This is a genomic window from Corynebacterium sp. HMSC074H12 (assembly GCF_001813755.1).
Classification (GTDB): domain Bacteria; phylum Actinomycetota; class Actinomycetes; order Mycobacteriales; family Mycobacteriaceae; genus Corynebacterium; species Corynebacterium hiratae.
Genome location: NZ_KV813872.1, coordinates 14,148 through 40,324, shown reverse-complemented (window position 1 = coordinate 40,324; position 26,177 = coordinate 14,148). Strand labels below are relative to the sequence as shown.

At 61.5% G+C, this 26,177-nt stretch carries 22 protein-coding genes and 4 tRNA genes; 20 read left to right on the top strand and 6 right to left on the bottom strand.

From position 1 onward, the window contains the following. Nucleotides 1-28: 28 nt before the first annotated feature. From HMPREF2932_RS00170 to dcuC, 3 genes are all read right to left on the bottom strand, one after another. Nucleotides 29-409, bottom strand: coding sequence for a CRISPR-associated endonuclease Cas1 (locus tag HMPREF2932_RS00170; RefSeq protein ID WP_071409355.1), 381 nt, complete (start codon nucleotides 407-409; stop codon nucleotides 29-31). Further along, on the bottom strand, nucleotides 409-3,708 hold the full coding sequence (gene cas9 / locus HMPREF2932_RS00165; protein ID WP_046647776.1) for a type II CRISPR RNA-guided endonuclease Cas9: 3,300 nt from the start codon (nucleotides 3,706-3,708) through the stop codon (nucleotides 409-411). Before cas9 ends, HMPREF2932_RS00170 begins: the two co-directional genes overlap by 1 nt. Before the next feature lie 186 nt (nucleotides 3,709-3,894). Next, nucleotides 3,895-5,304, bottom strand: coding sequence for a C4-dicarboxylate transporter DcuC (gene dcuC / locus HMPREF2932_RS00160; RefSeq protein WP_070681493.1), 1,410 nt, complete (start codon nucleotides 5,302-5,304; stop codon nucleotides 3,895-3,897). Between the two features lie 89 nt (nucleotides 5,305-5,393). On the opposite strand from dcuC, the gene HMPREF2932_RS00155 reads away from it, so the two are divergent. The 7 genes from HMPREF2932_RS00155 to HMPREF2932_RS00125 are packed head-to-tail and all read left to right on the top strand — an operon-like array spanning nucleotide 5,394 to nucleotide 13,472. After that, nucleotides 5,394-6,413 carry an o-succinylbenzoate synthase gene (locus HMPREF2932_RS00155; RefSeq protein ID WP_175974027.1) on the top strand — a complete coding sequence of 340 codons (1,020 nt, stop codon included), beginning with the start codon at nucleotides 5,394-5,396 and terminating at the stop codon, nucleotides 6,411-6,413. A gap of 48 nt (nucleotides 6,414-6,461) precedes the next feature. Then, a complete protein-coding gene (locus HMPREF2932_RS00150) occupies nucleotides 6,462-8,813 on the top strand; it encodes an ATP-binding cassette domain-containing protein (protein ID WP_049154840.1) in 2,352 nt (783 codons plus the stop codon). A gap of 10 nt (nucleotides 8,814-8,823) precedes the next feature. Next, the gene (locus HMPREF2932_RS00145; protein ID WP_046647774.1) at nucleotides 8,824-9,438 is read left to right on the top strand and encodes a hypothetical protein; all 615 of its coding nucleotides are present in this window, start codon (nucleotides 8,824-8,826) and stop codon (nucleotides 9,436-9,438) included. Continuing rightward, on the top strand, nucleotides 9,431-11,119 hold the full coding sequence (menD, locus tag HMPREF2932_RS00140) for a 2-succinyl-5-enolpyruvyl-6-hydroxy-3-cyclohexene-1-carboxylic-acid synthase (protein ID WP_071409354.1): 1,689 nt from the start codon (nucleotides 9,431-9,433) through the stop codon (nucleotides 11,117-11,119). The genes HMPREF2932_RS00145 and menD overlap by 8 nt, the downstream gene beginning before the upstream one ends. After that, nucleotides 11,120-11,563 carry a DUF3592 domain-containing protein gene (locus tag HMPREF2932_RS00135; RefSeq protein WP_049154838.1) on the top strand — a complete coding sequence of 148 codons (444 nt, stop codon included), beginning with the start codon at nucleotides 11,120-11,122 and terminating at the stop codon, nucleotides 11,561-11,563. An 8-nt stretch (nucleotides 11,564-11,571) separates the two neighbouring features. Continuing rightward, on the top strand, nucleotides 11,572-12,771 hold the full coding sequence (locus HMPREF2932_RS00130; RefSeq protein WP_046647903.1) for a glycosyltransferase family 4 protein: 1,200 nt from the start codon (nucleotides 11,572-11,574) through the stop codon (nucleotides 12,769-12,771). A gap of 11 nt (nucleotides 12,772-12,782) precedes the next feature. Beyond that, on the top strand, nucleotides 12,783-13,472 hold the full coding sequence (locus HMPREF2932_RS00125) for a demethylmenaquinone methyltransferase (RefSeq protein WP_071409353.1): 690 nt from the start codon (nucleotides 12,783-12,785) through the stop codon (nucleotides 13,470-13,472). A gap of 20 nt (nucleotides 13,473-13,492) precedes the next feature. Here HMPREF2932_RS00125 and HMPREF2932_RS00120 read toward each other — a convergent pair whose 3' ends face one another. Then, nucleotides 13,493-14,731, bottom strand: a complete 1,239-nt coding sequence (locus HMPREF2932_RS00120) for a geranylgeranyl reductase family protein (RefSeq protein WP_071409352.1) — start codon at nucleotides 14,729-14,731, stop codon at nucleotides 13,493-13,495. 93 nt (nucleotides 14,732-14,824) lie between these two features. On the opposite strand from HMPREF2932_RS00120, the gene HMPREF2932_RS00115 reads away from it, so the two are divergent. Both HMPREF2932_RS00115 and HMPREF2932_RS00110 read left to right on the top strand, forming a co-directional pair. Beyond that, nucleotides 14,825-15,829, top strand: coding sequence for a polyprenyl synthetase family protein (locus HMPREF2932_RS00115; RefSeq protein WP_046647769.1), 1,005 nt, complete (start codon nucleotides 14,825-14,827; stop codon nucleotides 15,827-15,829). Between the two features lie 76 nt (nucleotides 15,830-15,905). Next, nucleotides 15,906-15,987 (top strand) — tRNA-Tyr (locus tag HMPREF2932_RS00110). Between the two features lie 50 nt (nucleotides 15,988-16,037). On the opposite strand, the gene HMPREF2932_RS00105 is transcribed toward HMPREF2932_RS00110, so the two are convergent. After that, on the bottom strand, nucleotides 16,038-17,141 hold the full coding sequence (locus tag HMPREF2932_RS00105) for a glutathione S-transferase C-terminal domain-containing protein (RefSeq protein ID WP_071409351.1): 1,104 nt from the start codon (nucleotides 17,139-17,141) through the stop codon (nucleotides 16,038-16,040). A gap of 246 nt (nucleotides 17,142-17,387) precedes the next feature. Between HMPREF2932_RS00105 and HMPREF2932_RS00100 the strand changes: the two genes are divergently transcribed. The 7 genes from HMPREF2932_RS00100 (at nucleotide 17,388) to rplA (ending at nucleotide 20,588) form a co-directional block, all read left to right on the top strand. Beyond that, nucleotides 17,388-17,463: transfer RNA gene (locus HMPREF2932_RS00100), tRNA-Thr, on the top strand. Nucleotides 17,464-17,497: 34 nt separating this feature from the next. Continuing rightward, a tRNA-Met gene (locus HMPREF2932_RS00095) sits at nucleotides 17,498-17,569 on the top strand. Nucleotides 17,570-17,696: 127 nt separating this feature from the next. Then, nucleotides 17,697-17,772, top strand: a tRNA-Trp gene (locus HMPREF2932_RS00090). 25 nt (nucleotides 17,773-17,797) lie between these two features. After that, the gene (secE, locus tag HMPREF2932_RS00085; RefSeq protein ID WP_070547318.1) at nucleotides 17,798-18,124 is read left to right on the top strand and encodes a preprotein translocase subunit SecE; all 327 of its coding nucleotides are present in this window, start codon (nucleotides 17,798-17,800) and stop codon (nucleotides 18,122-18,124) included. Nucleotides 18,125-18,262: 138 nt separating this feature from the next. Continuing rightward, the gene (nusG, locus tag HMPREF2932_RS00080) at nucleotides 18,263-19,177 is read left to right on the top strand and encodes a transcription termination/antitermination protein NusG (protein ID WP_049154835.1); all 915 of its coding nucleotides are present in this window, start codon (nucleotides 18,263-18,265) and stop codon (nucleotides 19,175-19,177) included. Between the two features lie 165 nt (nucleotides 19,178-19,342). Continuing rightward, nucleotides 19,343-19,786, top strand: a complete 444-nt coding sequence (gene rplK / locus HMPREF2932_RS00075) for a 50S ribosomal protein L11 (protein WP_010189723.1) — start codon at nucleotides 19,343-19,345, stop codon at nucleotides 19,784-19,786. Between the two features lie 97 nt (nucleotides 19,787-19,883). Continuing rightward, complete coding sequence (gene rplA, locus HMPREF2932_RS00070; RefSeq protein WP_071406911.1) at nucleotides 19,884-20,588, top strand: 50S ribosomal protein L1; 705 nt, start codon at nucleotides 19,884-19,886, stop codon at nucleotides 20,586-20,588. A gap of 582 nt (nucleotides 20,589-21,170) precedes the next feature. Here rplA and HMPREF2932_RS00065 read toward each other — a convergent pair. Beyond that, nucleotides 21,171-22,013: a siderophore-interacting protein gene (locus HMPREF2932_RS00065; RefSeq protein WP_239663593.1), complete on the bottom strand. Its 843-nt coding sequence runs from the start codon at nucleotides 22,011-22,013 to the stop codon at nucleotides 21,171-21,173. A gap of 76 nt (nucleotides 22,014-22,089) precedes the next feature. Between HMPREF2932_RS00065 and HMPREF2932_RS00060 the strand changes: the two genes are divergently transcribed. Genes HMPREF2932_RS00060 through HMPREF2932_RS00045 form a run of 4 tightly spaced genes read left to right on the top strand, consistent with a single transcriptional unit; the run spans nucleotide 22,090 to nucleotide 25,952 of the window. Beyond that, nucleotides 22,090-23,034, top strand: coding sequence for an ABC transporter substrate-binding protein (locus HMPREF2932_RS00060; protein ID WP_046647765.1), 945 nt, complete (start codon nucleotides 22,090-22,092; stop codon nucleotides 23,032-23,034). Next, nucleotides 23,035-24,102 (top strand): FecCD family ABC transporter permease, encoded by a 1,068-nt coding sequence (locus tag HMPREF2932_RS00055; protein ID WP_082254433.1) that lies wholly within the window; start codon nucleotides 23,035-23,037, stop codon nucleotides 24,100-24,102. After that, nucleotides 24,099-25,151 (top strand): FecCD family ABC transporter permease, encoded by a 1,053-nt coding sequence (locus HMPREF2932_RS00050; RefSeq protein WP_046647764.1) that lies wholly within the window; start codon nucleotides 24,099-24,101, stop codon nucleotides 25,149-25,151. Before HMPREF2932_RS00055 ends, HMPREF2932_RS00050 begins: the two co-directional genes overlap by 4 nt. Nucleotides 25,152-25,157: 6 nt before the next feature. Continuing rightward, nucleotides 25,158-25,952: an ABC transporter ATP-binding protein gene (locus tag HMPREF2932_RS00045; RefSeq protein WP_070513377.1), complete on the top strand. Its 795-nt coding sequence runs from the start codon at nucleotides 25,158-25,160 to the stop codon at nucleotides 25,950-25,952. Nucleotides 25,953-26,177: the final 225 nt, after the last annotated feature.

The following is a 26,177-nucleotide window of genomic DNA, read 5'->3' as shown; positions in this document are numbered from 1 at the left end:
GACTCCGTGTCCAAAAACTCCATAGACATCACACTTTTAGAACGGAAGCTTGACCGGAAATTTTGGCTGCGACAATTCGAGACCAAGCTTGCTTCTTTTTCGGCAAAGATAATTGTGATTGGGCTTGGTGGCGAGCACCGATCCGGGAATGTTCGTTCCATGGGTAAGCACCGGCGACCGGAACGTTTCTCCAGTCGCAGACCAAAAGGGCGATGTCGTAGTCACTGAGCTTCTGGAGAACGGCACCGCTTATGGAGATTTTCGAGCCAATGAGGACGACTGCAATTTGGGCTAGGGGTAGCGAAACATCGGTCGGAGTGTCTTCACGGTGGATGACGAGATGGCCCCGAGAATACCGAAGGGAGCCTTTCAAGTTGAGGCAATCAATGACTCGCCATCCCGAGTTCATTACTCTGCCCTCCAAGAAACAGGCAGATGAGCCTTGCTGGTCAGCCTAACTCTTCCAAGAGCATCTCGACGGATCACGGTAACGTTGCCTTGACTAAATACCTTGTTGATAGCAGTCCGCCAGCCTGAAGTATCAATCACTTTCTTGGAACCTTGAGAAGCGTCGGAAGGTAGGCCTTCGGCGCTCATGTACAAAGGCCGCAATCTCAGCTTTGAGTTTGAATCAAAACCATCCAACCGCCAACGTTGAATCTGTCCAAACTCACTCTGTACTTCCGCAATCTGTCCGGTGTTGAAGTTTGAGGTGTCGATGACGAGCTCATCGTCCACTACCAACCAGCCAAGGTATTCTGCCGTGCCGTCGGAAAGGGCCTCGCGCAGTTTGGGCTCTGCCTGACGGACTGACATTGTTTGCGGTTTGATTTCAACTGAGAACAGGTCCTCATGTCGGTGCTGCATTAAATCGACATTATAAACTCGCAACATGCTGAAAACGGGAGCTTTTTTGCCGGGAATTCTATAGATCCGGGCATGATGGAAACGGCTCAGTTCAGCGTAACCACCTCGCACCTTGATTGCTCCCGCGCGTCCTGGAAAGACCTCGATTTCGTCGTCGGCATCGTACCAAGTGCCGTGCACACGAATTCGCCGTTCGGGATTCTCTGGCAGACCTTCTTTAGGATCGAAGTCTTCTTCGCGAGTGAGCGCGCACCATAATGCTTCGGTGGATGCCCTGTCGATATCGGTGGCCGAAATAGCATCGCCGACGCGTATCTTCTTTAACTCACCGATGGTGTCCTCGTGGGCGCGACCGTTGCCGATGCGTAGCCTTAGATTCGAGGTAACTACGACTCGATCTTCATCCAGCGCCTGCTGCAAGAGCATTGCGAGTCTTCGCATCTTAGGCAGCCAAGCATTCCAAGCCGCACGATGTGCTTCGTCAGCCCCAGTGAATTCTTTCCACTGGGGTGCCGAGCGAAGCAGCTCGGCCTCTCGCTTTTTGTTTGAACGAATGGCAAGAGTTTCTGCGACGTAGTTTTGAGTAAAAGCTACTACTGCAGCATCGACAGCATGATGACGACGGTCGAGGCGAGATTTTCCAGTGCCATCGATGAAACGTAGTTGGCCTGATATTCCCGAAGCACGGCGAGCTTCCGCAGTGAGTGCACCTCGATAGACACTTACGGTAGTGCCGTTATCTTGAAAGCGCCGCGCAACTCTGCCGCGTAGTTCGTTCGCCATCCAAGCAACAGATTCCATCGAGCGGGCGTCGATCGGTTCATCCATGGCGGTTCGCTTCAGTCGCTCGCGGACGCTGGTACGGAATTTGTTGAAGTCCTTTGCTGACATGCCGGAATCTTCGGCCCAGTGGCGCGTACGGTCGAGTGCCTCCTTAACGCTCACACCTGGAATTCCAGACTGGGCTGCCCAAACAGCAAAGGGGAAGTTTTTCTTGGACAGATTACAGCGATGACACACAGCCACGAGGTTGTCACGAGTATTGGTAGAACCTTGGCCAGCGCGGGGGACAATATGATCCATCTCGCACGTGGAATAAGTGATTGGTTCCCCGCAGTAGGCGCATTGGCAATTTTGGCGTTGTACTGATTGGAACCGCCAAAGGTCGGCACTGCGTGGCTTTCCTTCGATGCCTAGTTTCTCCTGCATATCTTGGAAAAGCTTTTGGTTACGTCTATGGCGCGCGTTGTTCTCACGATCGATTTCGTTAGCCTTAGATTTACTGACAAAACCATCGCGGACGTGTTCGATTACTACGGACTTTGGGGCACCCCATACATCTGCGGCTGCCTCCAACCACCTTGCTACGCCTTTAAGAACGCGATCTACAGCTGGGTTTCCTACTGGTTCACCAATTCGAGGAGCGGGTGGGGTCCAATCCTTGGGGATGTTAAATTCCGCCAAACGTGCCGCGTAGAGATCAAGATTTTCGTCCAACATGCGGCTAGTTAGTCGCTTTAGAGTGTCTTCGCAGTATGCGGCACGGCCCATTGGCAGATGTAGAGAATCGAGCTTCTCATGCTCGGTTTCGTCGAGCTCTGCGAAGAAAGCTTGAACTTGAGCTCCTTCAGGGGAGTCGAAATCATCAACTTCGGCATTCGACAGAGACTTGAGCATGGCGGCGCGTTCGTCATCCGCGGCCCGCTCCCACCAGGCAGCTAAAGGCTTCACCTTGCAGCCGAGAATCGTCCGGTTGGTGTCATGCACAGGTGGTCGAGCGCCTGCACGTTCGCCATCGTCAGTCATTATGGCCGTTCCTCTTAGTTGGCCACGGTCAATTCGCAAAAGCTCGGCTATGTCTAACCAGGTGGGTTCTTTCTTGTGAGAAAGATTGACAAGGTAATTAAAAACAATCAGCCGCTCATCGCGATCAAGGGGAGAGGTATCGCCGCCGCGGTTGATACGGAGGTTTCCGGTGAGAGCAGCGATACGGTACTGCTGAAAGACGTCAGAAGCTTTTAGAGCTCGGTCTTGACTGGGTTGCAGGGGGTCCTTGCCGACGCGCCCTTGTTGAGCACCTTTGGGGGATTCAGCCTCGAAGACTAGATCTAAAATGTTTTTCCGTAGTGTGTCGTCTATCTTTTGGACACGGCAAATCTCGTTGATTTCGCGCGCGTGGTCTATCTGATGCAGCCGCGCAGAAATAACTGCCTGCTTCACCTCGTTTGCGGGCTTCTTGTCGTCTTTCTTCTTGCCACCGCCTCGTAGCCTGTCGGTACCCAATTGAGCAAAGGAAATGAGTTGCCCAACGGTGGCATCGTGAGGAATTGCGCGGCCGGTGGCCGCCTCCAGCTCCTTGCGTATTTGTTGAAAAGCCTCGCTAGGCTCGCTCGGTGCGTACAGGCTCGATACCTTCCAATATGGATTACGCCAACCTCGGTGGTTGGCAATATGACGTAGCGCGATAGAAAGATATCGGCCTCGTTCTTCGTCATCGTGGATGAAGGAATTTACCAATTCCACGCGAGCCTTCCACGGAAGGTAAGGGTCGGAATAATGCTCAAAAGGTAGAGTTTCCCAGCCCTGCGCTTTGAGAAACTTTTCAAGCTTAATCATGCGCTTGCGACGACGGCGGTACAGACGGCGAGTCCGTCGTGCGACTCCGGAGGAAGCGAGTCGGGTCACCGCTCGCTTTTGCTGGTCGGGATCTAGTCCTGAGTCGTGGATCAGCGAAACCGCACTGAGAATTTTTACTGGTTGATCATTTTCGTCGACTTCAATGGCGGTGCAGCCAAGAGAATAAGTTCCGACATCTATTCCAACGCGGTAAGAGAGAGACAAAAGGTTAGCCCTTTCGGATAAAAAGAAAGCCGAACCCGAGGGTTCGGCTTGGAGCAATCAACGTCGGAAACGAGCCGACGCTTACTGAGGTTCAGTTCTGGTTAAGAACATAGCAGAATGAGTCTCGTGTGTCTTGGTTTTCTCCACAAAATTGGCGGAAGGCTATTGGGTTCGCGCCGATGACTTTCATCCAATAAACATGAACGCAAACAGCGTGTTGAGCACCGTCGCCACGATCATGGGCACGGAGGTGCGCTTGACCAGTTGGATGGGGTTGACCTTGATAGCGCCGGAGACAATGAGCACCGCGGCGTTGACCGGGGAGACCTGGCGCATCAGGTTGGAGGTACCCCAGATGGCGGTGAGCATCTGCGGGGCGTGGATGGAGGTCTGCGAAGCCAGGTTGGGCACCACCTCAGAGAAGGCGAAGTAGGGCGCGGTACCGGAACCGGTGAGTGCGGCCATCGCGGCGGTGGCAGCGACGAAGACGAGGACGATGAGGACGGCGGCGCCGGAGGAGCCCTCGGCGGCGTCGATGAGCATGTCGATGACACCCATCTGCGTAATACCCTCCACCAGGACAGCAGCAGCCACCAGCAGGGCCACGACGCCCGCAGCACCTTCGCCCATGCCCTTGAAGAAGCTGGAGATGGAATCCACAGCACCGGTGACGGTGCGCTTGCGGATGGACTCGATGATCATCGCGATGAACAGGGAGACCACGGTCACCGGGAGGATGCCGCCCTCAAAGGGGATGACACCCAAACGGTTAAGAATGGCGGAGATAATGATGAGCAGCAACGGCATGAGCGGGAGCACGGCGTAGTAACCCGGCAGGGAGGCTGCGCGGGCGATGGCTTCCTCGGTAGCGTCATCGTGCATCGAATCGGCGCTGACCTCACCGGAGCTTTCGGCCTTGCGGGCATCCACCTTGTCGCAGTGGCGTTGCCACCACATGTGTACGAAGGCCGTGATGAGGAGCGTGGGCACCGTGGCGTAGGCGACGGCGCCGTAGACGAACTCGGTTGGCGTCATGTTGGTGAGATCGGCGCCCTGAATGAGGCCGGCCTCAAGCGGCGTGGGCACGATGGTGGAGGAGGTCACCACGATGGCGCCCACGGTCAGGGGTGTCAGGCCCGCGGCGATGAGTGCCGGCAGGAGCGTGGCCACGAGCAATAGGGATAGCGCTGCAGCCGAGGGGATCACCAGCGAGAGCAGCGTGCCCAAGATGAAGCCCACTGGAACCAGCCAGTAGGAGCCTTTGAAGCGCTTGAGCGGTGAGGAGAGCACCACGACCGTCTTGGCATCAGCACCAATGTGCCGCATATAGGACACGAAGCCGAAGAGCACCATAATCGCCATGCCGATGCCGGAGAAGCGTGCTTTGAATAGCGCATCCACGACGAGCAGCTGGTCATAGAAGGCATTGCCCGTGGCTTCGATTTCGGTGGTGCGGAAGTCCGCGCGCCCGGTGAGAGCGGCGAGCATGAGCAGGATTACGCCAACAGCGAAGATGGAGGCCGCGGCGTGGACTTTCTTATAGATGAGATAGACAACTGCGGCGATGGCCAGCAGTGCGATGAGAAGGTAAAGCATCTGAGGATCCTTCTTCTGGTTATATCCACTTACCGTTATAACCTAACACCGGCTATGACAGGTGTCGCGCTGAGCCCCCCACACGTACGATGAACCTCATGCATATTGATGACGTCCTCGACCGCGCCCACGTGGTATCCCTTCCACTCGCCGTGAAATTCCGCGGCATTACTACCCGGGAGGCGCTGCTTATCGACGGCCCCGCGGGTTGGGGCGAGTTCGCCCCCTTCCTGGAGTACGGGGCGGAGGAATCCGCCCGCTGGCTCGCCGCCGGACTGGAGGCGGCTTACGAGGGCTTTCCGACACCCGTGCGCGAGTGGGTAGAAGTCAACGGCACTATCCCCGCGGTCCCCGCCGAGCAGGTGCCCGAGGTCATGGCGCGCTACCCCGGTTGCCGCACCTTCAAGATCAAGGTGGCGGAGAAAGGGCAGAGCTTGGAGGATGACATCACCCGCGTGGCTGCCGTCCGCGCCCATATCGAAGCTCAGGGCCGCGTGCCGGTTCTGCGTGTCGACGCCAACTGTGGATGGAGCGTCGAAGAAGCTGTTACAGCGGCAAAGGAAATGATGCCGCTGGATTACATGGAGCAGCCGTGCCAGACCGTGGAGGAGCTCAAGGAGGTGCGCACCCAGCTCATGCGCGCCGGGATTTTCGTGCGTGTGGCGGCAGATGAGTCCATCCGCAAGGTCAGCGACCCCTACCGTGTGGCGGAATTGCAGGCGGCGGACGTCGCCGTGGTCAAGCCCGCGCCGCTGGGTGGTGTGCGTAAGGTGCTCGAGGTGGCCTCCCACCTGCGCGAGCGCCACATGGACATCACGGTGGCCTCCGCCCTGGACACCTCGGTGGGCATCTCGATGGGCTTGGCCGCGGTGGCGGCACTGCCGCAGATCTATGACGACGAGGACATCGACGTCACCCCGGCCGCCGCGGGGCTGGCCACGGGGTCGCTGTTCCTGGAGGACGTGACGGAGCCACGCGAGCTTGTCGACGGTTTCTTGCGCGCCGAAGCCCTCGCCCCCGCCCCGGATCGCCTCAGCGCACTGGCGGCACCGGCGGCGCGGCGCGACTGGTGGTTCGAGCGTGTGCGCCAGTGCTGGCCGCACCTTTAAAAATACAGCTCACGGTCCATGTCCGGGGTGCAGCGTAGGCTGGCGGGCATGACCATTTCCGTGAGAGACGCGCACCTGCACAACCTTCGCAACGTCGACGTGGACCTCCCGCGCGGCCAGCTCGTGGCCGTGACCGGGGTGTCCGGCTCCGGCAAGTCCTCTCTTGCCTTCGGCACCATTCATGGCGAAGGGCAGCGCCGCTATCTGGAGTCCGTCGCGCCTTTCGCCCGCCGCCTCATCGCCTCAGCGGTGGACCCGCAGGTCGGCCGCATCGAGGGGCTGCCGCCGACGGTGGCGTTGCAGCAGTCGGCGTCGGCAAGCAGCGCGCGCTCCACGGTGGGCACGATCTCCGCCATGTCCAATTCCGTGCGTCTGCTCTACTCGCGCTGCGGTGACAACCCGGAGGGCCTGTACTCCGATTCCTTTTCACCCAATACCCCGGAGGGCATGTGCCCGGAGTGCCAGGGCACCGGCGTGGTGCATGAGCCCACGGAGGCCTCCATGGTGCCGGACCCCAGCTTGAGCATCGAGGATGGGGCGATTGCCGCCTGGCCCGGGGCCTGGGCGGGCAAGAATTTCCACGACATCCTCCAGGAGCTGGGCTATGACCTGGACTCGCCGTGGGAGCAGCTGCCGAAGAAGGACCGCGAGTGGATCCTCTTCACTGAGGAACGCCCGGTAGTAACCGTCAAGCCGCACCGCGGGGCGGATCAGATCCAGCGCAACTACGAGGGCACGTGGCGCTCCGTGGCTAGCTACCTGACCAAGACTTATGCGGAGACGAAGTCGGATACGCTTCGCGCCCGCGTCTTGAGTTTCATGGAAACCCGCCGCTGCGATGTTTGCGATGGGCGGCGGCTGACGGCGAAGGCGCTCAAGGTGACCTATGCCGGGCTGCCTATCGACCGTTTCAATGCCCTCCCGCTCAGCGAAACCTTCGAGCTCCTCAAAGCCCAGAAACCGCAACCGAATGACGCTGAGGACCTGCTCCTCAAGGCCCTCCTGCCGGCTTTCGAATCGGCCTTGGAACTCGGACTTGGGCACCTCAGCCTGGATAGGCCGACGGACACGCTCTCGGGCGGTGAGGTGCAGCGCCTGCGCCTGGCAGCGCAGCTGCGCTCCGGGCTCTATGGCGTGACCTATGTCCTGGATGAGCCCTCTGCGGGCTTGCATCCGGTGGAGCGGGGCGCGGTGCTCGACATGTGCCGTCGCTTCATCGCGGAGGGCAATTCGGTGCTGCTGGTGGAGCACGATATGGAGCTGGTCAAGCACGCCGATTGGATCGTGGACGTCGGCCCGCTCGCCGGTGAGCGCGGCGGCCAGGTGGTGTACTCGGGTCCTGTTGCTGACTACATTGCGGCCGCGGACTCCGCCGATACCCCGACTGCGCGTGCCTTGGCCCGCCCGCGCCCCACGCCCAAGGCCGAAGCGCGCTCGGCTCACGGGGATATCGCGCTGCGCCAGGTGCACTCGCACACCATCGACGGCCTCGACGTGGACTTTGGGCTTGGCCAGTTCACGGCTATTACTGGGCTCTCGGGTTCCGGTAAATCCACACTGTTGGCCGCACTCCATGACACGCTCACGGGGCCGGAGTGCCCGGAGCAGGTCAAGCGCGTGGTCTCCATTACCCAAAAGCCGATCGGCCGAACCCCGCGCTCCACGGTGGCGACGTACACCAACCTCTTCGACAATGTCCGCAAGCTCTTCGCCGCCACGCCGGAGGCCAAGAAGAAGAAATGGACGGTCTCGCGCTTTTCTTACAACGTCAAGCAAGGCCAGTGCCATACCTGCGGCGGCGCCGGCCAGATCGAGGTCGAACTGGTCTTCCTGCCCGGCTCCTATACCCAGTGCCCAGACTGCCAGGGACAGCGTTATAACGATGACACCTTGTCCATCCGCTGGCAGGGCCGGACCATCGCGGACATCCTGGACCTCACGGTGGAAGAAGCCCTAGAGGTCTTTGCAGATGAAGCGCCGATCCTCCACGCGCTGCAAACCCTGGAAGCGGTAGGTCTGGGTTACCTGCGCCTAGGCCAGGGTGCACCGGAGCTCTCCGGCGGTGAGGCACAGCGCATCAAGCTCGCCACGGAGCTTCAGCGCTCCCGCAATTCGCACCGGGGCCATACCGTCTACCTGCTGGATGAGCCCACTGTGGGCCTGCACCCGGCCGATATTGACCTGCTCATTACTGAGCTGCACTCGCTGGTGGATGCCTCGCATAGCGTCGTGGTGGCAGACCACGACCGCCACCTCATCGCTGGCGCTGACCGCGTCATCGAGATGGGCCCGGGCTCAGGCGCGGAGGGCGGACAGGTCGTGGCGGATGGCACACCGGCTCAGGTCGCGGCGGGTGAGACGCCCACCGGCCGGGTGCTAAGTGGCGCGGGTGCACGATAAGGTAAATCCCATGACCAACAACAACGGCGACAACGAGACGCGGCAGTTCGGCCGCGTCAACGGTGAGAACGAAACCCGCCAGTTCGGCGCGCCCCAGCAGCAGCCGCCACAGCGTCCCCAACAGCACTTCCCGGAGCCCGGTTCCCAGAACACGCAGGCTTTCGGCCAGTCCTATCAGCAGGGCTATGACCAGAACTATCAGCAGCCGCAGTATGACCCGGTTCCGTCGAGCTACCAGGTGGAGGAGCCGAAGAAGGGCGGGGGAGCCCTGTCCTATGTCTTCGCGGCCATCGCCGCTATCGCCGTCGTTTTCGCCGGCGTGCTGTTCTTCCTCTGGCGCGGTGCGGCCGCAGATGCCAACAAACCCGCCCCGGAACCGGTCACCGAGACCGTGACCACCGAAGTCCCCACTACGGTGACCACCACGAAGGAATCTCCGTGGGATCGCCTCCCCACTGAGATTCCTACTGAGCTGCCGCCGGAGGTCCCGACGGAGCTGCCCCCGAGCATCCAAGATCAGCTGGATCAAGGCGGATCTGACCTAGAGAGCTTGCTCAACGATCTCTTCGGTGAATTAGAGTCGGGCAACGGTGAGCCCGGTGCGGGCGGTGCAGAGAATGCCTAATACGCCTAAAACACAGCCCGCGGAGTCTTCGCAGCCGGAGTCGATGCAGCTGGCTGAAGCACTAGCAGCTCAGCTCTCGCGGCACCTCACCGACGTCGTCCTCTGCCCCGGCTCACGCAACGCGCCGCTGTCTCTGGCGCTGCTCGCGCGCAGCGATATTCGCGTGCATACCCGCCTCGATGAGCGCTCCGCTGCCTTCGCTGCCCTCGGCCTCGCCCGCGTCCAGCGCCGGCACGTAGGCATCGTCATGACCTCCGGTACCGCGGTGGCCAACGCTTTGCCCGCGATGGTGGAGGCGCATTACTCGCATACCCCGCTGGCCGTCATCAGCGCGGACCGCCCCGCCCGCTTGGTGGGCACGGGGGCCTCCCAGACTATTGAGCAGCCCGGCATCTTCGGTGTGTATGCGGAGACTACCCAGGTGGAGACCACGGGTGATATCCCGCGCGTCGCCGAGCGCTTCCTGAATGATCACCAGGTGCACATCAACGTGGCCCTCGATGCCCCGCTGGTAGGGGAGGAGCTGCCCGGTACCCCGACGGATCGTACGCAGCACCGCGCTCGTACCCCGCGCTGGTCCAACCACGGCGAGGTGGCCGTCGATCTCAGCCGCAACACCCTTGTCATCGCGGGCGACGAAGCCTGGGAAGTAGATGGGCTGGAGGACGTCCCCACCATCGCCGAGCCCACGGCACCCGCGCCCTATCACCCGGTGCACCCGGCTGCGGCCCACCTCTTCCGCCGCGCTCAGGTGTCCGCCAATGACTACGTGGTCAACACCAAGGTGGACCAGGTCATCGTCGTGGGCCACCCCACCCTGCACCGCGGAGTTCTGGCACTGCTCAGTGATCCCGATATCGACCTCATCTGCCTGTCCCGCACGGAGGACTTCACCAACCCGCGCGGTGAGTCCGCGCAGTTGGGAACCACCGTCAAAATCAGCGGCGCGCCCACCCGCGAGTGGATGAAAATCTGCGAAGGCGCGGCCCAGATGGCGGCCGACGGTGTTCGTGAGGTCTTGGCGGAGACCACCGGTGAGGACGCCACCAAGCCCGAGATCGGCTTTACCGGCCTCCACGTCGCCGCCGCGGTGGGGGACACCCTCGCCGTCGGCGACACCCTCGTCCTGGGCGCCTCCAATGCGGTGCGGGATGCTTCCTTTATCGGCCTGCCCTTCGACGGGGTCGAGACCTACTCGCCGCGCGGGGCTGCCGGCATCGACGGCACCGTCGCGCAGGCCATCGGTATTGCGCTGGCCGCTCAGTCCCGCGAGGCCGACGCACCCCGCGCCCCGCGCACCGTGGCGCTCATGGGGGATGTCACCTTCCTGCACGACGCCACCTCCCTCATCCTCCCCGAGGACAATCCGCGCCCGGAGAACCTCACCGTCGTCGTTTCAAACGACGACGGCGGCGGCATCTTCGAGGTGCTCGAGCAAGGCCGCGAGCCCCTGCGCCCCTCCTTCGAGAAGGCGTTTGGAACGCCGCATGGGGTGGGCGTCGCCAAGCTGGCGGAGGCTTGCGGCGCTGAGCACCGAGAGGTGAGCTCGGCGCAGGAGCTTCTCGATGTTCTCGCAGAGCTCAAGGAATACTCCACCGGCGTCACCGTCGTGGAGGCGCATACCACCCGGTCCTCGCGCCGCGCGCTGCAGGAGGCGCTGAACGCCAAGGTAGGCCAGTAAATGCCGCGGCGCCGGGTACGCCAGCTGATCCTGGTGCTGTATGCCGCGGCATTAGTGGGCATGGCGGGAATGGTCATCGGCCCTTTCTTGAACGACCGCACCATCAACGCCAACCCCGGGCGCGCCCTGGCCACGGTGACGGATGTCGGCACCTTGCGTACCTTCGTGGATTTCCAGGATGCCGAAGGTATCTACCACACCCCACCCACCGGGCTGCTGTATCCCACCGGGCTAGGAGAGGGCCAGCAGGTCTGGGTGCTCTACGCCAAAAGCAACCCGGACTTGGTCAAGGTAGAAGGCCGCGAATGGACCCTGTCCATCATTCCGGCGCTGTCTTCGGCAGCCGTCGCTACCCTGTTAGCGGGTGCCTTGTGGTGGGCAAGCGGGAAAATTAACCGGAATTTAGCACGTGCTTTACCAACCGAGCACTCAGGAAAGGAATGATGGGGCGCATGCGTGTTGCCATCGTCGCGGAATCCTTCTTGCCTAACGTCAATGGAGTGACCAACTCCGTGCTGCGTGTCCTCGAGCACCTCCACGAGCACGGCCACGAGGCCATCGTCATCGCCCCCGGCGCTCGGGATGGACAGGAGGAGATCCCTGATTACCTCGGGTTCACCATCGTGCGCGTGCCCACCGTGCGCGTGCCGTTAGTGGATTCGCTCCCAGTCGGCGTTCCCACCTCCGCTGTGGATGAGGCGCTACGAGAATTCAAGCCGGACATCATCCACCTGGCCAGTCCCTTCGTGCTGGGCGCTGCGGGGGCCTTTTCCGCCCGCCAACAACGTATTCCGGCCGTGGCGTTGTACCAGACTGATGTGGCAGGCTTTGCCACCAAGTACCACGCCTCCGCGCTGGCCTATGGGGTGTGGGAGTGGCTGCGCACCATCCACAATGCGTGCCAAATGACTCTCGCGCCCTCCTCACTGACCATCGCCGACTTGGAGAAGCACCACATCAAGAACGTGCGTCACTGGGGCCGCGGCGTGGATTCGGAGCGCTTCCACCCCTCGAAGCGCTCGGAGGCGCTGCGCCGCGAGTGGGATCCCACAGGAAGCAAGAAGATCGTCGGCTTCGTGGGCCGGTTGGCCGCGGAAAAAGGCGTGCACCGCCTTTCCGCGCTCAATGATCGTGAGGATATCCAGCTCGTGATTGTGGGTGATGGCCCAGAGCGCCCGCTGCTGGAGGCGCAGCTGCCGGAGGCGGTCTTTACCGGGGCGCTGGGTGGCGAGGAGCTCGCAGCCGCATATGCAAGCCTCGACATTTTCGTGCACGCCGGCGAGTTCGAGACCTTCTGCCAGGCTATCCAGGAGGCTCAGGCCTCGGGCGTGCCCACCATCGGCCCCCGCGCGGGCGGCCCGGTGGACCTCATCGAGGAGGGCTATAACGGGCTGCTTCTCGACGTTTCAACGTTCGTCGAGGACCTCCCCAATGCGGTGGACGCGCTGCTCAACCCGGAGATTCACCAGGAGTTGCGGGAGAACGCCCGGAAGTCGATTGCCTCCAAGACCTGGCCGGCGTTGTGCGAGCAGCTGCTGGGCTACTACGACGAGGTTTTGGAGAATGTCCGTGAGGTCCCGCTGACCATTTTGGGCCAGCGTCCGGAGCTGCCGCGTTGGGCCGCCCGCGCTCTGGGAGCGCGCGTCGCCTAAACTAGGCGCTTGTGTCTAAGGCAGATCTGGAGAAGAAGCCCTTCGATGTCGCGCGCATGTTTGACGCGGTGGGCAAGAAATACGACATCACCAACACGGTGCTGTCCTTTGGTCAGGATGCACGCTGGCGCCGGCTGACCCGCGAGCGGCTCAACCTGAAGCCGGGGGAGAAGGTCCTCGACTTGGCTGCCGGAACGGCCGTCTCGACGGAAGAGCTGTCCAAGTCCGGCGCGTGGTGCGTGGCCTGTGACTTTTCCCTCGGCATGCTTGCAGCTGGCGCGGAGCGCGATGTACCCAAGGTGGCCGGCGATGGAATGCGCCTACCCTTTGCGGATAACACTTTTGACGCCGTGACCATTTCCTATGGCTTGCGCAATATCCACGACTTCGAGCTGGGCCTGCGGGAGATGGCGCGCGTGACCAAACCCGGCGGGCGCCTGGCAGTAGCGGAATTTTCCAAGCCGGTCATCCCGGTCTTCGGCACCGTCTACAAGGAATACCTGACCCGCCTGCTGCCGCCGATTGCCAAGGTGGTCTCCTCCAACCCGGAGGCCTATATCTACCTCGCAGAGTCCATCCGTGCGTGGCCGGAGCAGCACGAACTGGCCGCTGCCATTAACCGCAATGGGTGGGAGCATGCAGGCTGGCGCAACCTGACCTTCGGCATCGTGGCGCTGCACTCCGCCGTGAAGCCCGCCTAGGAGCCTAAGGCCCAAAGGCCTTAGGCCCAGAGCGGAGTATCGCGCCGCAGCGTGGAGACCGCCCCGCCGGCCAGCCGCCAGGTGCGGGCAAGCAGATCCTTGTCCTCGTCGGTGATGAGGTTGCCCATGAGGCGCGCTGCGGCCGGCATGAGCATGCGGCCCACCGGCCCACGCATGGCCACAGGCCCGGCCAGCGGCAGGAATTGTGGGTAGGTCAGCAGGCGCGCGGCGGTGCGGGCAAGTAGGAAGGCCTCGCCATACTCGGCGCGCAGCCGGTCTGGCCACGCCAAGGTGAGGTCCTTGGTGCCGAGCATCTCCACGGCGAGTGCTGCCGTTTCCAGGCCATAGTCGATGCCCTCGCCGTTGAGGGGGTTAACACATGCCGCAGCGTCACCGATGAGCATCCAGTTCGCGCCGGCAACTCCAGACACCGCACCACCCATGGGCAGCATCGCCGAGGTGACGTTGCGCAGCTCGCCCAGGCCCCACTCCGAACGCTGCTGATCGGCGTAGAAATCCAGCGCCTTCTTCGTGTTGAGGCGGGCCGGGCGGGCGGCCGTGGACAGCGCGCCCAAACCGATGTTGACCCCCTGACCCAGCGGGAAGATCCAGCCATACCCGGGTTGTACGACCCCCTCGGGGTCCTTGAGCTCCACGTGGGAGTGCATCCACTCCTCGCCGCCGTGGGGCGAATCGGCATAGGCGCGCGCGGCGATGCCATAGACCTCCTCGCGGTGCCACGTGCGCCCCAACTGCTTACCAAACGTCGAGCGCACACCGTCGGCCACGATGACCCACCGGGAGCGCACGCGGCGCTTGCCGACGGAGAACTCGACCAGCCGGTTGCCGTCGAGCTGCGGCTGTGTTGCCGTGCCGGTAATAAGCTGCGCGCCGACGTCTCGGGCGGCGTCAACCAGCAGCGCGTCGAATTCATAGCGCGGCAGCGCCGTGCCTTCGTGCGAGGGGTAGGCCTCAGGCCACGGAGCGGTCACGGTGCCGCCGAAGCCGTGTAGCTTGAGCCCGCGGTTGCGGTAGGACGCGTTGACCTCGATGCCGAGGAGCTCCAACTGGTGCATGGCGCGCGGGGTCAGTCCATCGCCGCAGGTCTTGTCGCGGGGGAAGGGGGAGGCGTCGACAAGCAGCGTCTCATGGCCGGCGCGTGCGGCGTGGATAGCGGCGGCAGCGCCGGCGGGCCCGGCACCTACGATGGCGACGTCAACAAGGGTGGAATCGATCTGCTCCGACATGGGGACTATCATTGCACGGGATAGTGGCCACAAGTGTGTTGAGGGCCGTGCCATGGGCTACGGTAAGTAAACACTAGGATTTTTGAGCTTAAAGGAACACGTTTAATGTCACACGGCCAAACTCACGCCAAGCACGTGGACTTGGGGGATGCGCAGCTCACCGAGCGTATCAACGCCGGGATGGCTGCTGTAGAGGACCTGCTGAATACGGAGCTCGACCGCGGGCAGGACTTCATTAAAGACAAGGTGCGCCACCTCTCCCTGGCCGGGGGCAAGCGTTTCCGCCCGATGATGGCGTTGCTGGCTTCCGAGTTTGGTGAACGCTCGCAATCGCCCGAGGTGATTAAGGCGGCCACCGTGGTGGAAATGGTCCACGTGGCCACGCTCTACCACGACGATGTCATGGATGAGGCGGAGCGCCGCCGCGGCGTGGATTCCGCGAACTTTCGGTGGACCAACTCGGTGGCCATTCTGGCGGGCGATGCACTGCTCGCGCACGCCTCGCGACTGATGAGCCAGCTGGATACCCACACGGTGGAGCACTTCGCGGAGACTTTCGAGGAGCTCGTCACCGGCCAGATGCGGGAAACCATCGGTGCTGGCGAAGCCAATGCCGTGGAGCACTACACGGCGGTGATCCGGGAAAAGACCGCGGTGCTGATCGCGTCCGCCGGCTACCTGGGTGCCTACCACGCGGGTGCGGGCCCGGAGCAGTGCGAGGCCCTGCGCCAAATCGGTGCGGCCGTGGGCATGATCTTCCAGATCGTCGACGATGTCATCGACATCTTCTCCGACTCCGAGGAATCCGGGAAGACCCCGGGCACGGACTTGCGCGAGGGTGTGTTCACCCTGCCGGTGCTCTATGCCCTGGAGGAGGAAGGCGAGGTTGGCGATGAGCTGCGCGCGCTGCTGACGGGCCCGCTTGAGGACGACGCCTCCGTACAGCGCGCCATCGAGCTGCTGTGGCAGTCGGGCGGCCGCGATAAGGCGCTGGCCGACGTTAACGCGTACCTGCGCGTGGTCGAGGACCAGCTCTCCCTGCTCCCGGAGTGCACGGCTAGTGAGGCTCTGCGCCAGCTGGCGGACTATACCGTTCAGCGCGTTGGTTAAAATACCCTCCTGCCTGGCGATTTGCATGTTGGGCGGGAGTTCGTAGTAAAGTACATAACCGCACTCAAGAGTGCTTGCCAGGTTGCCCGAGCGGCCAAAGGGAGCGGACTGTAAATCCGCCGGCATTGCCTTCAGAAGTTCGAATCTTCTACCTGGCACAACATGAATCCCGCAGACGCAAAAATGTGTCTGCGGGATTTTCTTATCGCTATCGCTGGAAGTCCGCGGGGTTCTTCAACTGCTCGGCCTCAGGCAACGGCCCCGGCAGGGTGGTGCCTTCAGCGAATGGTGCACCCGGCAGATGATCGCGGCCGTGGGGCTGGGCCAACCCAGACAGATCCGGACCGGCCGGCACGATTTGGGTGGGATTAATCTCGCGGTGGACGATGTAGTAGTGCTGCTTGATCTCCGTGAAGTCGGTGGTATCGCCGAAGCCCGGGGTCTGGAAGAGTTCGCGCAGGTAGCCGTAGACATTCGGCATCTCGCTGATTTTGTTCCGGTTCGTCTTGAAGTGGCCGTGGTAGACGGCATCAAAGCGGATCAGGGTGGTGTATGCCCGGATATCGGTCTCCGTGATGTGCTCACCCATGATGAACCGGCGGTGGGCTAGCCGTTCTTCCAACCAATCGAGGACCTCAAAGACATCCGCATAGGCCTCTTCATAAGCCTCCTGGGATGCGGAGAATCCCGCGCGATACACGCCGTTGTTGAGTTTCCTGAAGATGAAGTCGTTAATTTCTTCCATCTCCTCCTGCTGCTCGGCCGGCGGCAGCAGGTTGGGCGCGCCTTCTCGCTGGTACTCGGTCCACTCGGTTTGGAAGTCTCGCACCATGGAGTTGAAATCATTGGTCACGACTTTGCCGCTGGATTCCTCCACGATGGCTGGCACCGTGATGCCTCGCGGGTAGTCAGGGAAGCGTGCGAAATACGCATCCTGCAGGCGGGGGATGCGCAGGACTGGGTCGAGCCCGTCGGGGTCGAGATCAAAAGTCCAGGAGCGGTTGTCGTGGGTCGGGCCCGCCAGGCCTAGGGAGATGACATCCTCCAGCCCCATCAAGCGACGGACGATGACCGCGCGGTGTGCCCACGGGCAAGCGCGCGCGGCGATGAGGCGGTAGCGGTGGGGCTGCACTGGCCAGTCAACAGTCTCGCCACTGCCACTAGCGGAGGGCTGTGGATTGTCACCGGTGACTGAGGCGAGGATGCGGTCACCGATGTAGTTCGTATCCCGCTTGAATTCACCGTCCGTCGAAGCGTTCTGGGCATCGCCGGCCCAGTCCTTGTGCGTATCCTTCTGAGCGCTGTCAGCCATGTCGGTCCTCTCTACCGGCTAAAAAATACCTGATACGTCAACAATAGCGAGGGTTGAGCTATGAGCGCTGGGGTCTGCAGATTCTGGGGCGTAGTAAAGCTCGCTGTGGATGAATCTATGCGCGTATAAAGACCCCCAAAAACCTGTGCTGTACTGGCGATTTGTGTTGTTTAAGCGTTTCGGGTTAATCTTTTCAAGGCTTCAACGAGAGCACAGCGGAGAAACTCCGTGACTCAAAGAGGCTGTGCCCCCTTAGCTCAGTCGGCAGAGCGTTTCCATGGTAAGGAAAAGGTCGACAGTTCGATTCTGTCAGGGGGCTCCATTCATGTTTCTGGAAGCTTTCAGAAAGTGAATATGGCGGTGTAGCTCAGTGGTAGAGCAAGCGACTCATAATCGCTGTGTCGCGAGTTCAATTCTCGCCATCGCTACCGGGAAAGAAAAGCGCCCGCATATGGGCGCTTTTTCACTACCGACTCCCAGCCTTGCGCGGCACGTGGTTTCCAAAGGGAATCGGCGTTCTGGTAGGGTTGTGCGTTGTCCCAAAAGGGCACGCAAAGGGGCGTGGCGCAATTGGTAGCGCAACGGTCTCCAAAACCGTAGGTTGCAGGTTCGAGTCCTGTCGCCCCTGCCACATCACTTCCAAGGAGGGAATCGCCGTGAGCGATGAAAAGCAGCCGAGCACCGGGGCTCCGCGCCCAACCGGCAAGCGTCAGCTCTCTGGCGCAGCGACCACCTCTACCGACTCCTACACTGACAAGCGCGTTGTGCGCGTCGAGGACAAGAAGGAAGATTCCTTCGGTGGATCCGTTGGCTCCTTCCCGGGTGAGGTTGTCTCCGAGCTCAAGAAGGTTGTCTGGCCGACCGGCAAGGAAATGGTTCAGTACGTTCTGGTGACCTTCGCCTTCCTTATCGTCCTCACCGCTCTGGTGTGGGGTGTGGACGCGCTGACCGGCCTCGGAGTTGAAGCAATCCTCGCGCCTTAGTAAACTAATTACATACTTTCATCCCGCCGCCTTCCCGCTAGTTCGACTAGGGGAAACGGCGGGATACTTTTTGCCCTAGTCCGGCCGAGTACCCTGGTGGGGACTAGAAGAATAAATACCAATTTGGAGTAGCAGACAATGAGCGAAGAAAACACTGGCACTTCCCTTGAGCAGGCCATGATCGATAACGTCCAAGAACAGGCCGCTGAAGCGGTCGAGGCTACCGAGGAGGCCCAGCAGCCGCAGGAGGAGCTCTCCGCAGAGGAGAAGGAAGCCGCCGAGAAGGAAGCTGCTACCAAGGCCGCCGAAGCCGCCCTCGGTGGCGGCACGGACGAGGCTGAGGCTGAAGGCGAGGGTGCAGGGGAGGCGTCGGCAAGCGCTGACGCGGACGCCGCCGCAGCAGCCGACGCTGAGTACAAGTCCCGCCTGCGCGCCTTCACCCGTGAGCTGAAGAAGCAGCCTGGCCAGTGGTACATCATCCAGTGCTACTCCGGCTACGAGAACAAGGTAAAGACCAACCTCGATATGCGCGCCCAGACCCTCGAGGTCGAGGACTCCATCTTTGAAGTCGTCGTGCCGGTCGAGCAGGCCATTGAAAAGAAGGACGGCAAGAAGAAGGTAGTTAAGCGCAAGCTGCTGCCGGGCTACGTGCTGGTGCGCATGGAGCTTAACGACGCGGCCTGGTCCGTCGTCCGCGATACCCCGGGTGTGACCTCCTTCGTGGGCAACGAAGGTAACGCCACCCCGGTCAAGATCCGCGACGTGGCTAAGTTCCTCATGCCGAACGATCCGACGGTCTCTCCAGAAGCTTCCGCAGCAGATTCCGAAGGCGAGCAGGTCGTGGCTATGCCGGAGAAGGAGGCCGCCAAGGCCTACGCGCACGACTTCGAGGTGGGCGAGGCCGTCACCATCCTGTCTGGTCCGCTGGCCTCCGTGTCTGCCACCATCTCCGAGATCGACCCGGAGACCGGCAAGATGCAGGGCCTGGTGTCCATCTTCGGCCGCGAGACCCCGGTGGAGCTGTCCCCGACGGAGATCGAGCGCATCTCCTAAAAAGCGATTTTGAGCTGGGCGCACGGTGTTCTAAACTTGAACGCCGTGCGCTTTCGCGCATGTTGAAACGTTCATCCTCCGGTGGCCCACAATGCGTGAGCATCCGGACGGGGCGCTGTTATTCATCGTGGCGGCACTCCGGTACCACAGGAAAGAGGTAATTCGATGGCTCCCAAGAAGAAGGTCACTGGCCTGATCAAGCTCCAGATCGAGGCAGGCGCTGCTAACCCGGCTCCGCCGGTCGGCCCGGCACTCGGTGCCCACGGCGTCAACATCATGGAGTTCTGCAAGGCCTACAACGCTGCGACCGAGTCCCAGCGCGGCAACGTCGTGCCGGTGGAGATCACCGTCTACGAGGACCGCTCCTTCGACTTCAAGCTGAAGACCCCGCCGGCAGCGAAGCTCCTGCTCAAGGCTGCTGGCATCAAGAAGGGCTCTGGCGTTCCGCACACCGACAAGGTTGGCTCCGTGACCTGGGATCAGTGCAAGGAGATTGCACAGACCAAGTTCGAGGACCTCAACGCTCGTGACATCGAGAACGGCGCCCGCATCATCGCTGGTACCGCTCGCTCCATGGGCATCACCGTTGACGGCGTCCCGGCTAAGTAAAAATTCGATTTAATGCGCGATACGTTCTGTGTCGCGCGTGGCAGGGCCAGCTTCGGCCCGCTAACACCACATCAATCCAAGAAAAGGAATTGCACTTATGAGCACCAAGTCCAAGGCATACAAGGCTGCCGCTGAGCTGGTAGACCGCTCCCGTCAGTACCGTCCGATCGAGGCCGCCAAGCTGGCCAAGGAGACCTCCTCCAAGAACTTCGACGCTACTGTCGACGTTGTCTTCCGCCTGGGCGTTGACCCGCGTAAGGCTGACCAGCTGGTTCGTGGCACCGTCTCCCTCCCGCACGGCACCGGTAAGGACGTCCGCGTGGCCGTCTTCGCTGAGGGTGACAACGCTGAGGCCGCTAAGGCTGCTGGCGCCGACATCGTGGGCACCGAAGAGCTGATCGCTGCCATCAACGAGGGCAACATCGACTTCGACGTTGCTATCGCCACCCCGGATCAGATGGCCAAGGTTGGCCGCGTTGCACGCGTGCTGGGCCCGCGTGGTCTCATGCCGAACCCGAAGACCGGCACCGTGACCGCCGACGTGACCAAGGCTGTTGCTGACGTCAAGGGCGGTAAGATCTCCTTCCGCGTTGACAAGGCTTCCAACCTGCACGCCATCATCGGCAAGGCTTCCTTCGACGCTGAGAAGCTGGCTGAGAACTACGGCGCGCTGTACGACGAGATCATTCGCCTGAAGCCGTCCTCCGCTAAGGGCATCTATGCCAAGAAGATCACCATCTCCACTACCTCCGGCCCGGGCATCCCGGTCGATGCTTCCGTGGAGAAGAACTACACCGACTAGTGTTGTCTGTGTAAACGAATTTTAGGCCCCGGCTCTTGGATGAGCTGGGGCCTTTTTCGCGCTTTCTCTCTTTTGTTTATGCAGGTCACGGCCGGATATCTTTCTGACAGGTAATTGGCAGCTAAGTACGATGGCCTTTCAAGGAAAGTGCTGCATACTAATTCTTGTGCGTTTGAGAGAGGCGCATGAGAGATAGAGAGAACACCCTGAGTCTTGCAGGGCGGGCGGCGTGAGAAACCGCCTGATAAACAAGACCCCTTACAACGCGGGTTCCGGATTTCACCGGGGCCCGCGTTGTACTGTGTAACCCAAGTCAGGTACTCCACGCCGTGGACTTAAGCGGAGATGCATCAGGCCTAGGGCAAACGCGGACGCTGGATGTAGATGGTTCTAGTCAAAAGGTTTTCTTGGGGGCAAACAAACCATATGGAGGAGCGAAGAAGGTTCGTTTGGGGGCAGGTGAACCTTCTGACTGAAACCTCCTGACGGAAACCTTCTGATGGGAACCATGTGGCAGCGCACCGAGTTATTCACCGGCTATCCGCTGCCGGTTAAAAGGATTAGATGCGTGCGAAGTCCGCTTTAAGGCCGCGGCTTGCCCTTCATCCAGTACACGGACCAGATGACGTCTTCGCGCGGCACACCCCAGTCATGCACGGCTATCGAGCGCACTGCTTTGGCCAGGTCCCCTTCGCCGGATACCCACACCGAATCCGGCGCTGTATCCGCGGTGAAACGGGAGCCGAGAAGTTGTCTGGCGCGTGTGCAGTGTTCGTCGTGTGGAGCCAGGACCATGGTGAGTGAGCGGACCTTGCCGCGCCACGTCTCCTCCAAGCCGTCTTCAACTTCAGCGTCGTCTGTGATCATGGCAACGACGTCGACTGCACCCAAGGTTTCCGGTGAGAAGGCTTCGTAGTGCTCGAGGATGTGCCACAGCGCCGGTAGGGCAGAGGCATCTGCGAGTAACAGTTGTGACTTCCTAGGGGCCTGCCACAGTGCTTGCCCGGTATATATTCCGGCGGTATCCCCGGGTTGGGCATTGAGGATCCAGCGTGAGCCCGGGCCATTATCGCCATGGGTCACCACGTCGACATCGATGGTGCACGCTTCTTGGTTGAGCTTGCGAATTGTGTACCAGCGCAATGCTGGGCGAATGTCGTCGGGCAATCGGGTGACGGCGGCGCGAACATTGACATCGTCGACCGGGAAGGGCGAAAAATCCTGCTCGTCTTGGGGCATGAGGAGCCCAAAATACTCGTCAGGCCCGGCTAAGGGGTAGTCACTAAAAGCCGGCGAGTGAAAAGTTAAACGGTGCAGCCGCGGCTTGAGGCGGGTGTTCCCGGTGAGGGTGACGGGCAATAAGCGGTGATGCGTCAAGGGAATTGATCCTAGGTAGAGGCCAAATTTGAAACCATCATAACGCACAGGTTAGGCTAGCCTCAAATAATTTAGGGGTGCGAATGCTTGCATGCTCGTTCCCGTTGAAGGAAAGGTTTATTCCATGGTTGCTATCCACCGGCGCGCGAAAACCGTGCTCGCTATTGTCTCAGCGGCAGCGATTGCTTTAGCGGGGTGCTCCCGCGGAAGTGGCGAGGACAGCGCGGGTGCGGACAGTGCTGAGGAGGTGCGCGTTGCCAGCCTGGGGCTCGGTGATGCCGATACCGTGCTGGCACTCGGAATCACTCCGGTTGCTGTGGCCCCCTGGGGTGCGAAAGGGGATGGTGATCCCTCCGGAGTTGGCCCATGGGCGAAGGAGCTTTTGGGAGATGCCCAGCCCGAGGTGATCTATAACACCGCCTCCGGTTTCACGGCCGAGGTTCTAGAGCAGGTCACTGCCTCGGACCCCACACAGATCATCGCCGTGAACCAGGCAGTGGATCAGGAGGCGAAGAAATCCCTCGAGGATATCGCCCCGCTGACCGTGAAGCCCGAAGGTTTCGAGGACTGGCAGATCCCCTGGGATGAGCAAGTCAAGACCATCGCCTCTGCCTTGGATAAGGAAGAGGAGGGGGAGAAGCTCATTGACCAAGCAGAGGGCGCCTTTGAGCAGTTCAAGGACTCCCACCCGGAGCTGCAGGGCAAGCGCGCAGCCATCCTCATGCCCTATGACGGGAAGCTGGGCCTCTACACGGCAGAAGACGGCCGTGGCCAGTTCATCGAAGACCTCGGCTTTGAGATCCCCAAGGAACTGCAGGGTGATGGTTCCAGCTTCTTCGTGGACTATGCCCCGGAAAACTACTCCCAGCTCAACAATGTGGACTATCTGTTCGTCTTGGATTACAACGGTGCGGTCGATGAGCTGAAGAAGGATTCCACATTCCAAGGCCTGGACGTGGTCAAGGATGGACGCGTCCGCTACCTCGACACGGACACCGGCAATGCGATGAGCGTGCCGAACCCGCTGACGATCCCGTGGGCCGTCAACAAGTTCGAAGAGCAGCTCTAAGTGCTCGCACTACCGAGGAAGGCTGACGCTATCCACGGCGTTGCGTACCCGCAGCGCCGTGGCAAGGCAGACGCACTGGATTCGCGGGGGAGAAGCCGCGCACTGCTCACCACGGCCCTGGTTGTGTCGACCTTCCTCCTTTTGCTGTGCTCATTGGCGGTTGGCTCGAGGGCTATTCCGTTGCCGGATCTGGTGTCTGCCCTCCTCCACGGAGGCGAAGCAGATATCGAGAACATCGTGTGGGATTTGCGTATCCCCCGCACGTTCGTTGCCTACTTCGCGGGAGCGGCCATCGCGGTATCGGGTGTTATCGCTCAGTCCTGGACTAGAAACCCCTTGGCTGATCCGGGCTTCATCGGTATCACCGCGGGGGCCTCGTTCCTGGTTGCCCTCGGGACGGCGCTAGGCGTCGCCACCTCAACCGGGATGCGGACCGCGCTCGCTCTCGTAGGCGCCGGCCTGGCCACAGCATTAGTGCTGGGTGTATCCCGGCGGTTTCAGGATCCCCTGACGCTGGTCCTAGTCGGCGCGGGAGTTGCTGCTGCCTTGAGCTCTGGCGCCATGCTGATCGGCCTGTACTCCACGGATGTCCTTGACAGCATGCGCCGGTGGACCATCGGATCCACGTTCGGGCGCGGCCCAGAGGATGTCGCCATCGCAGGTGCCGGATTGCTCATCGGGTTTTTCATCGCCGCACGTGTGGCGCGCCCGCTCGATCTTCTGGCAATGGGGGAGGAATCCTCGGTTGCTCTAGGCGGTTCTCCCACGCTGGCGCGGCGCGGCGCTGCCTTGAGCATCGTTGTCCTAGCGGGATGCGCTACCGCAGCGACGGGGCCCATTGCCTTCGTCGGATTCGCCATCCCCCATCTGCTGCGCCGGTTCACGGGGCCAGAAGTTACCGCGATGATTGCCCCGGCCGCATTGCTCGGTGGTTGCTCCGTACTCGCTGCGGATATTCTGGGTCGCCTCATCGCGGGCCCCTCTGAGTTGGAGATGTCCATCGTCTTGGCCTTTGTGGGCGCACCATTTCTCATCTGGGCCGTACACCGTGGGGAGCATAAACTATGAGTGGGCGGGTGAAGGGGGACGTCGCCAAGCAACTGCGTTCCCAGGAGCGGCAGCGCCGGACATGGATATGGGCGGCGACCTGCTTCTTTGTTCTGGTCGCAGCAACCTCCTATGTCCTCCTTTTAGGCCAAGGCCCTGTGGCCTTGAGTCCGGGGCGAGTCCTAGAGATCCTCAACGGTGGCGGCAGCCGAAGCGAAATCCGCGTTGTCTGGGACCTGCGCATGCCGGTAGCTCTAGCGACCCTCATCGTAGGTGCCGCGCTCGGACTGGCGGGGTCGTGGACGCAATCCATGTCGCGCAATCCGCTGGCCTCGCCTGACATTCTGGGTGTGACTGGTGGCGCGTCCGTCATGGTGGTCCTCGGAACGGTATTCTCCCGGCCGTTGCTTGCCGACGGACTATCCATGTTCTGGTGGCGAGCCGGACTCGCGCTGCTGGGCGCGGTGCTAGCGGCCATCCTGCTGGTGGCGCTGGGGGGAATCGGCACGAGCAACCGCATCGTCATCGTCGGAATCGCGCTCTCCCTGCTGTTCCAAGCGCTGGTGGCGTATCTCTTACGCGCAGCCGAGCTCCTCCGCGCGGCGCAATCCCAGCTGTGGCTGGCGGGAACCACGGGTTTCGTGCGGATGGAGGTCATTGTTCCCCTGCTCCTGGGGTTGACGCCTTTCGTAGTTCTTGGCCTGTGGTGTGCTCGGGAGCTACCGCTTCTTGCGCATGATGATCTCTCAGCCCTTTCCCTCGGGGTCAACATCACGCGAACACGCGCGTTGCTGCTGGTGGCAGCTACGGGCATCTGCGCGGTGACCGTATCCGTGGCCGGTCCCATTGGTTTCATTGCACTTCTGGCCCCGCATGTGGGGCGTATTGTTGCCCGCACACCCACGCCTGTGCCGCTGGTCTCCTGTGCTGCAGGCGCCGCCTTGTTGAGCGTGTGCGCTGTCATTGCTGGAGCGTTGCCGATGGACGCTCCGGTGGGTGCAGTCTCCTCCATCATCGGAGGGTGCGCCCTGGTCATCTTGGTGTGGAATGCCGCACGGCGGAGAGGATAAAAGCGAGTGAAAGACAGAGAAATTACGGCCACTGGTATTCATGCTGGCTATAAGGATGGGGAAGACATCCTGTCGAGTGTTGACTTGGTGGCCCGCCCAGGCGAAATCACCACGCTTATCGGGCCCAATGGCTGCGGCAAATCCACATTGTTGAAGACCTTGTCTAAGATTCTTCGCCCGCGGCAGGGGAGCGTGCACATCGGCGAGCTGGACGTGCACGCCATGAGTCCGAAGGAAGCCGCTGCCCACGTGGCGCTTCTTCCGCAGCAGCCGACGGCGCCGGATGGGCTGCGGGTGGGCGAGCTCGTCGCGCGCGGCCGCTACCCGCACCTGGGCCGTGGTCGGGGACTGTCCGCGAAGGACCGCGACATCATCGCGCAGGCCTGCGTGGAGACTGGCATTACGGACTTCATCGACCGTGACATCGCGGCACTCTCGGGCGGCCAGCGCCAGAGGGTGTGGCTCGCGCTGGCCTTGGCGCAGGACACGCCAGTGCTGCTTCTCGACGAACCCACAACCTTCCTCGATCCAGCCCATGCCATCAGCGTTCTGCAGCTCGTGCGCAAGCAAGCCGACGCTGGGAAAACGGTCGTCGTCGTGTTGCATGATCTCATGCTGGCCGGGCAGTACTCCGACACCATGGTGGTCATGAACAACGGCGAGGTCATCGCGCAGGGAACGCCCCGCCAGGCGTTGCGGAAAGAAGTGCTGGCCGCAGCCTATGGCATCGACGTCGAGATCTGGGACGACCCACGCAGCGACGCCCCCGTCATCGTTCCGCGCGGAGTGCTCAGCGACTGACAACGTTCATGCAGGAACCCGCGTCGAAAGCTCTCAGCGGAGCAATTTGGAGTTATGACAGGTCGGGTTGTAAGGTACCTAGCGAAGTTTGAACGGCCCGCTGAGGCCGAGTCAAAGTTCACCGAAGACCGTCGGTCATCCGGATATCCGGATCGAAGGTTCCTCATCCTAGAGGGCGGCCCACGCAGGAGACACTTTGCGAATAAGCGCGGATTTCCGCGCGCG

Excerpts from the sequence above, each read along its gene's own strand:
- menD (WP_071409354.1), top strand. The coding sequence starts at position 9,431 with ATGCCTAATACGCCTAAAACACAGCCCGCGGAGTCTTCGCAGCCGGAG.
- HMPREF2932_RS00170 (WP_071409355.1), bottom strand. The coding sequence starts at position 409 with ATGAACTCGGGATGGCGAGTCATTGATTGCCTCAACTTGAAAGGCTCC.
- HMPREF2932_RS00050 (WP_046647764.1), top strand. The coding sequence starts at position 24,099 with ATGAGTGGGCGGGTGAAGGGGGACGTCGCCAAGCAACTGCGTTCCCAG.
- HMPREF2932_RS00150 (WP_049154840.1), top strand. The coding sequence starts at position 6,462 with ATGACCATTTCCGTGAGAGACGCGCACCTGCACAACCTTCGCAACGTC.
- HMPREF2932_RS00120 (WP_071409352.1), bottom strand. The coding sequence starts at position 14,731 with ATGATAGTCCCCATGTCGGAGCAGATCGATTCCACCCTTGTTGACGTC.
- HMPREF2932_RS00105 (WP_071409351.1), bottom strand. The coding sequence starts at position 17,141 with ATGGCTGACAGCGCTCAGAAGGATACGCACAAGGACTGGGCCGGCGAT.
- HMPREF2932_RS00130 (WP_046647903.1), top strand. The coding sequence starts at position 11,572 with ATGCGTGTTGCCATCGTCGCGGAATCCTTCTTGCCTAACGTCAATGGA.
- HMPREF2932_RS00115 (WP_046647769.1), top strand. The coding sequence starts at position 14,825 with ATGTCACACGGCCAAACTCACGCCAAGCACGTGGACTTGGGGGATGCG.
- HMPREF2932_RS00135 (WP_049154838.1), top strand. The coding sequence starts at position 11,120 with ATGCCGCGGCGCCGGGTACGCCAGCTGATCCTGGTGCTGTATGCCGCG.
- rplK (WP_010189723.1), top strand. The coding sequence starts at position 19,343 with ATGGCTCCCAAGAAGAAGGTCACTGGCCTGATCAAGCTCCAGATCGAG.
- nusG (WP_049154835.1), top strand. The coding sequence starts at position 18,263 with ATGAGCGAAGAAAACACTGGCACTTCCCTTGAGCAGGCCATGATCGAT.
- HMPREF2932_RS00060 (WP_046647765.1), top strand. The coding sequence starts at position 22,090 with ATGGTTGCTATCCACCGGCGCGCGAAAACCGTGCTCGCTATTGTCTCA.
- dcuC (WP_070681493.1), bottom strand. The coding sequence starts at position 5,304 with ATGCTTTACCTTCTCATCGCACTGCTGGCCATCGCCGCAGTTGTCTAT.
- HMPREF2932_RS00155 (WP_175974027.1), top strand. The coding sequence starts at position 5,394 with ATGAACCTCATGCATATTGATGACGTCCTCGACCGCGCCCACGTGGTA.
- HMPREF2932_RS00145 (WP_046647774.1), top strand. The coding sequence starts at position 8,824 with ATGACCAACAACAACGGCGACAACGAGACGCGGCAGTTCGGCCGCGTC.
- rplA (WP_071406911.1), top strand. The coding sequence starts at position 19,884 with ATGAGCACCAAGTCCAAGGCATACAAGGCTGCCGCTGAGCTGGTAGAC.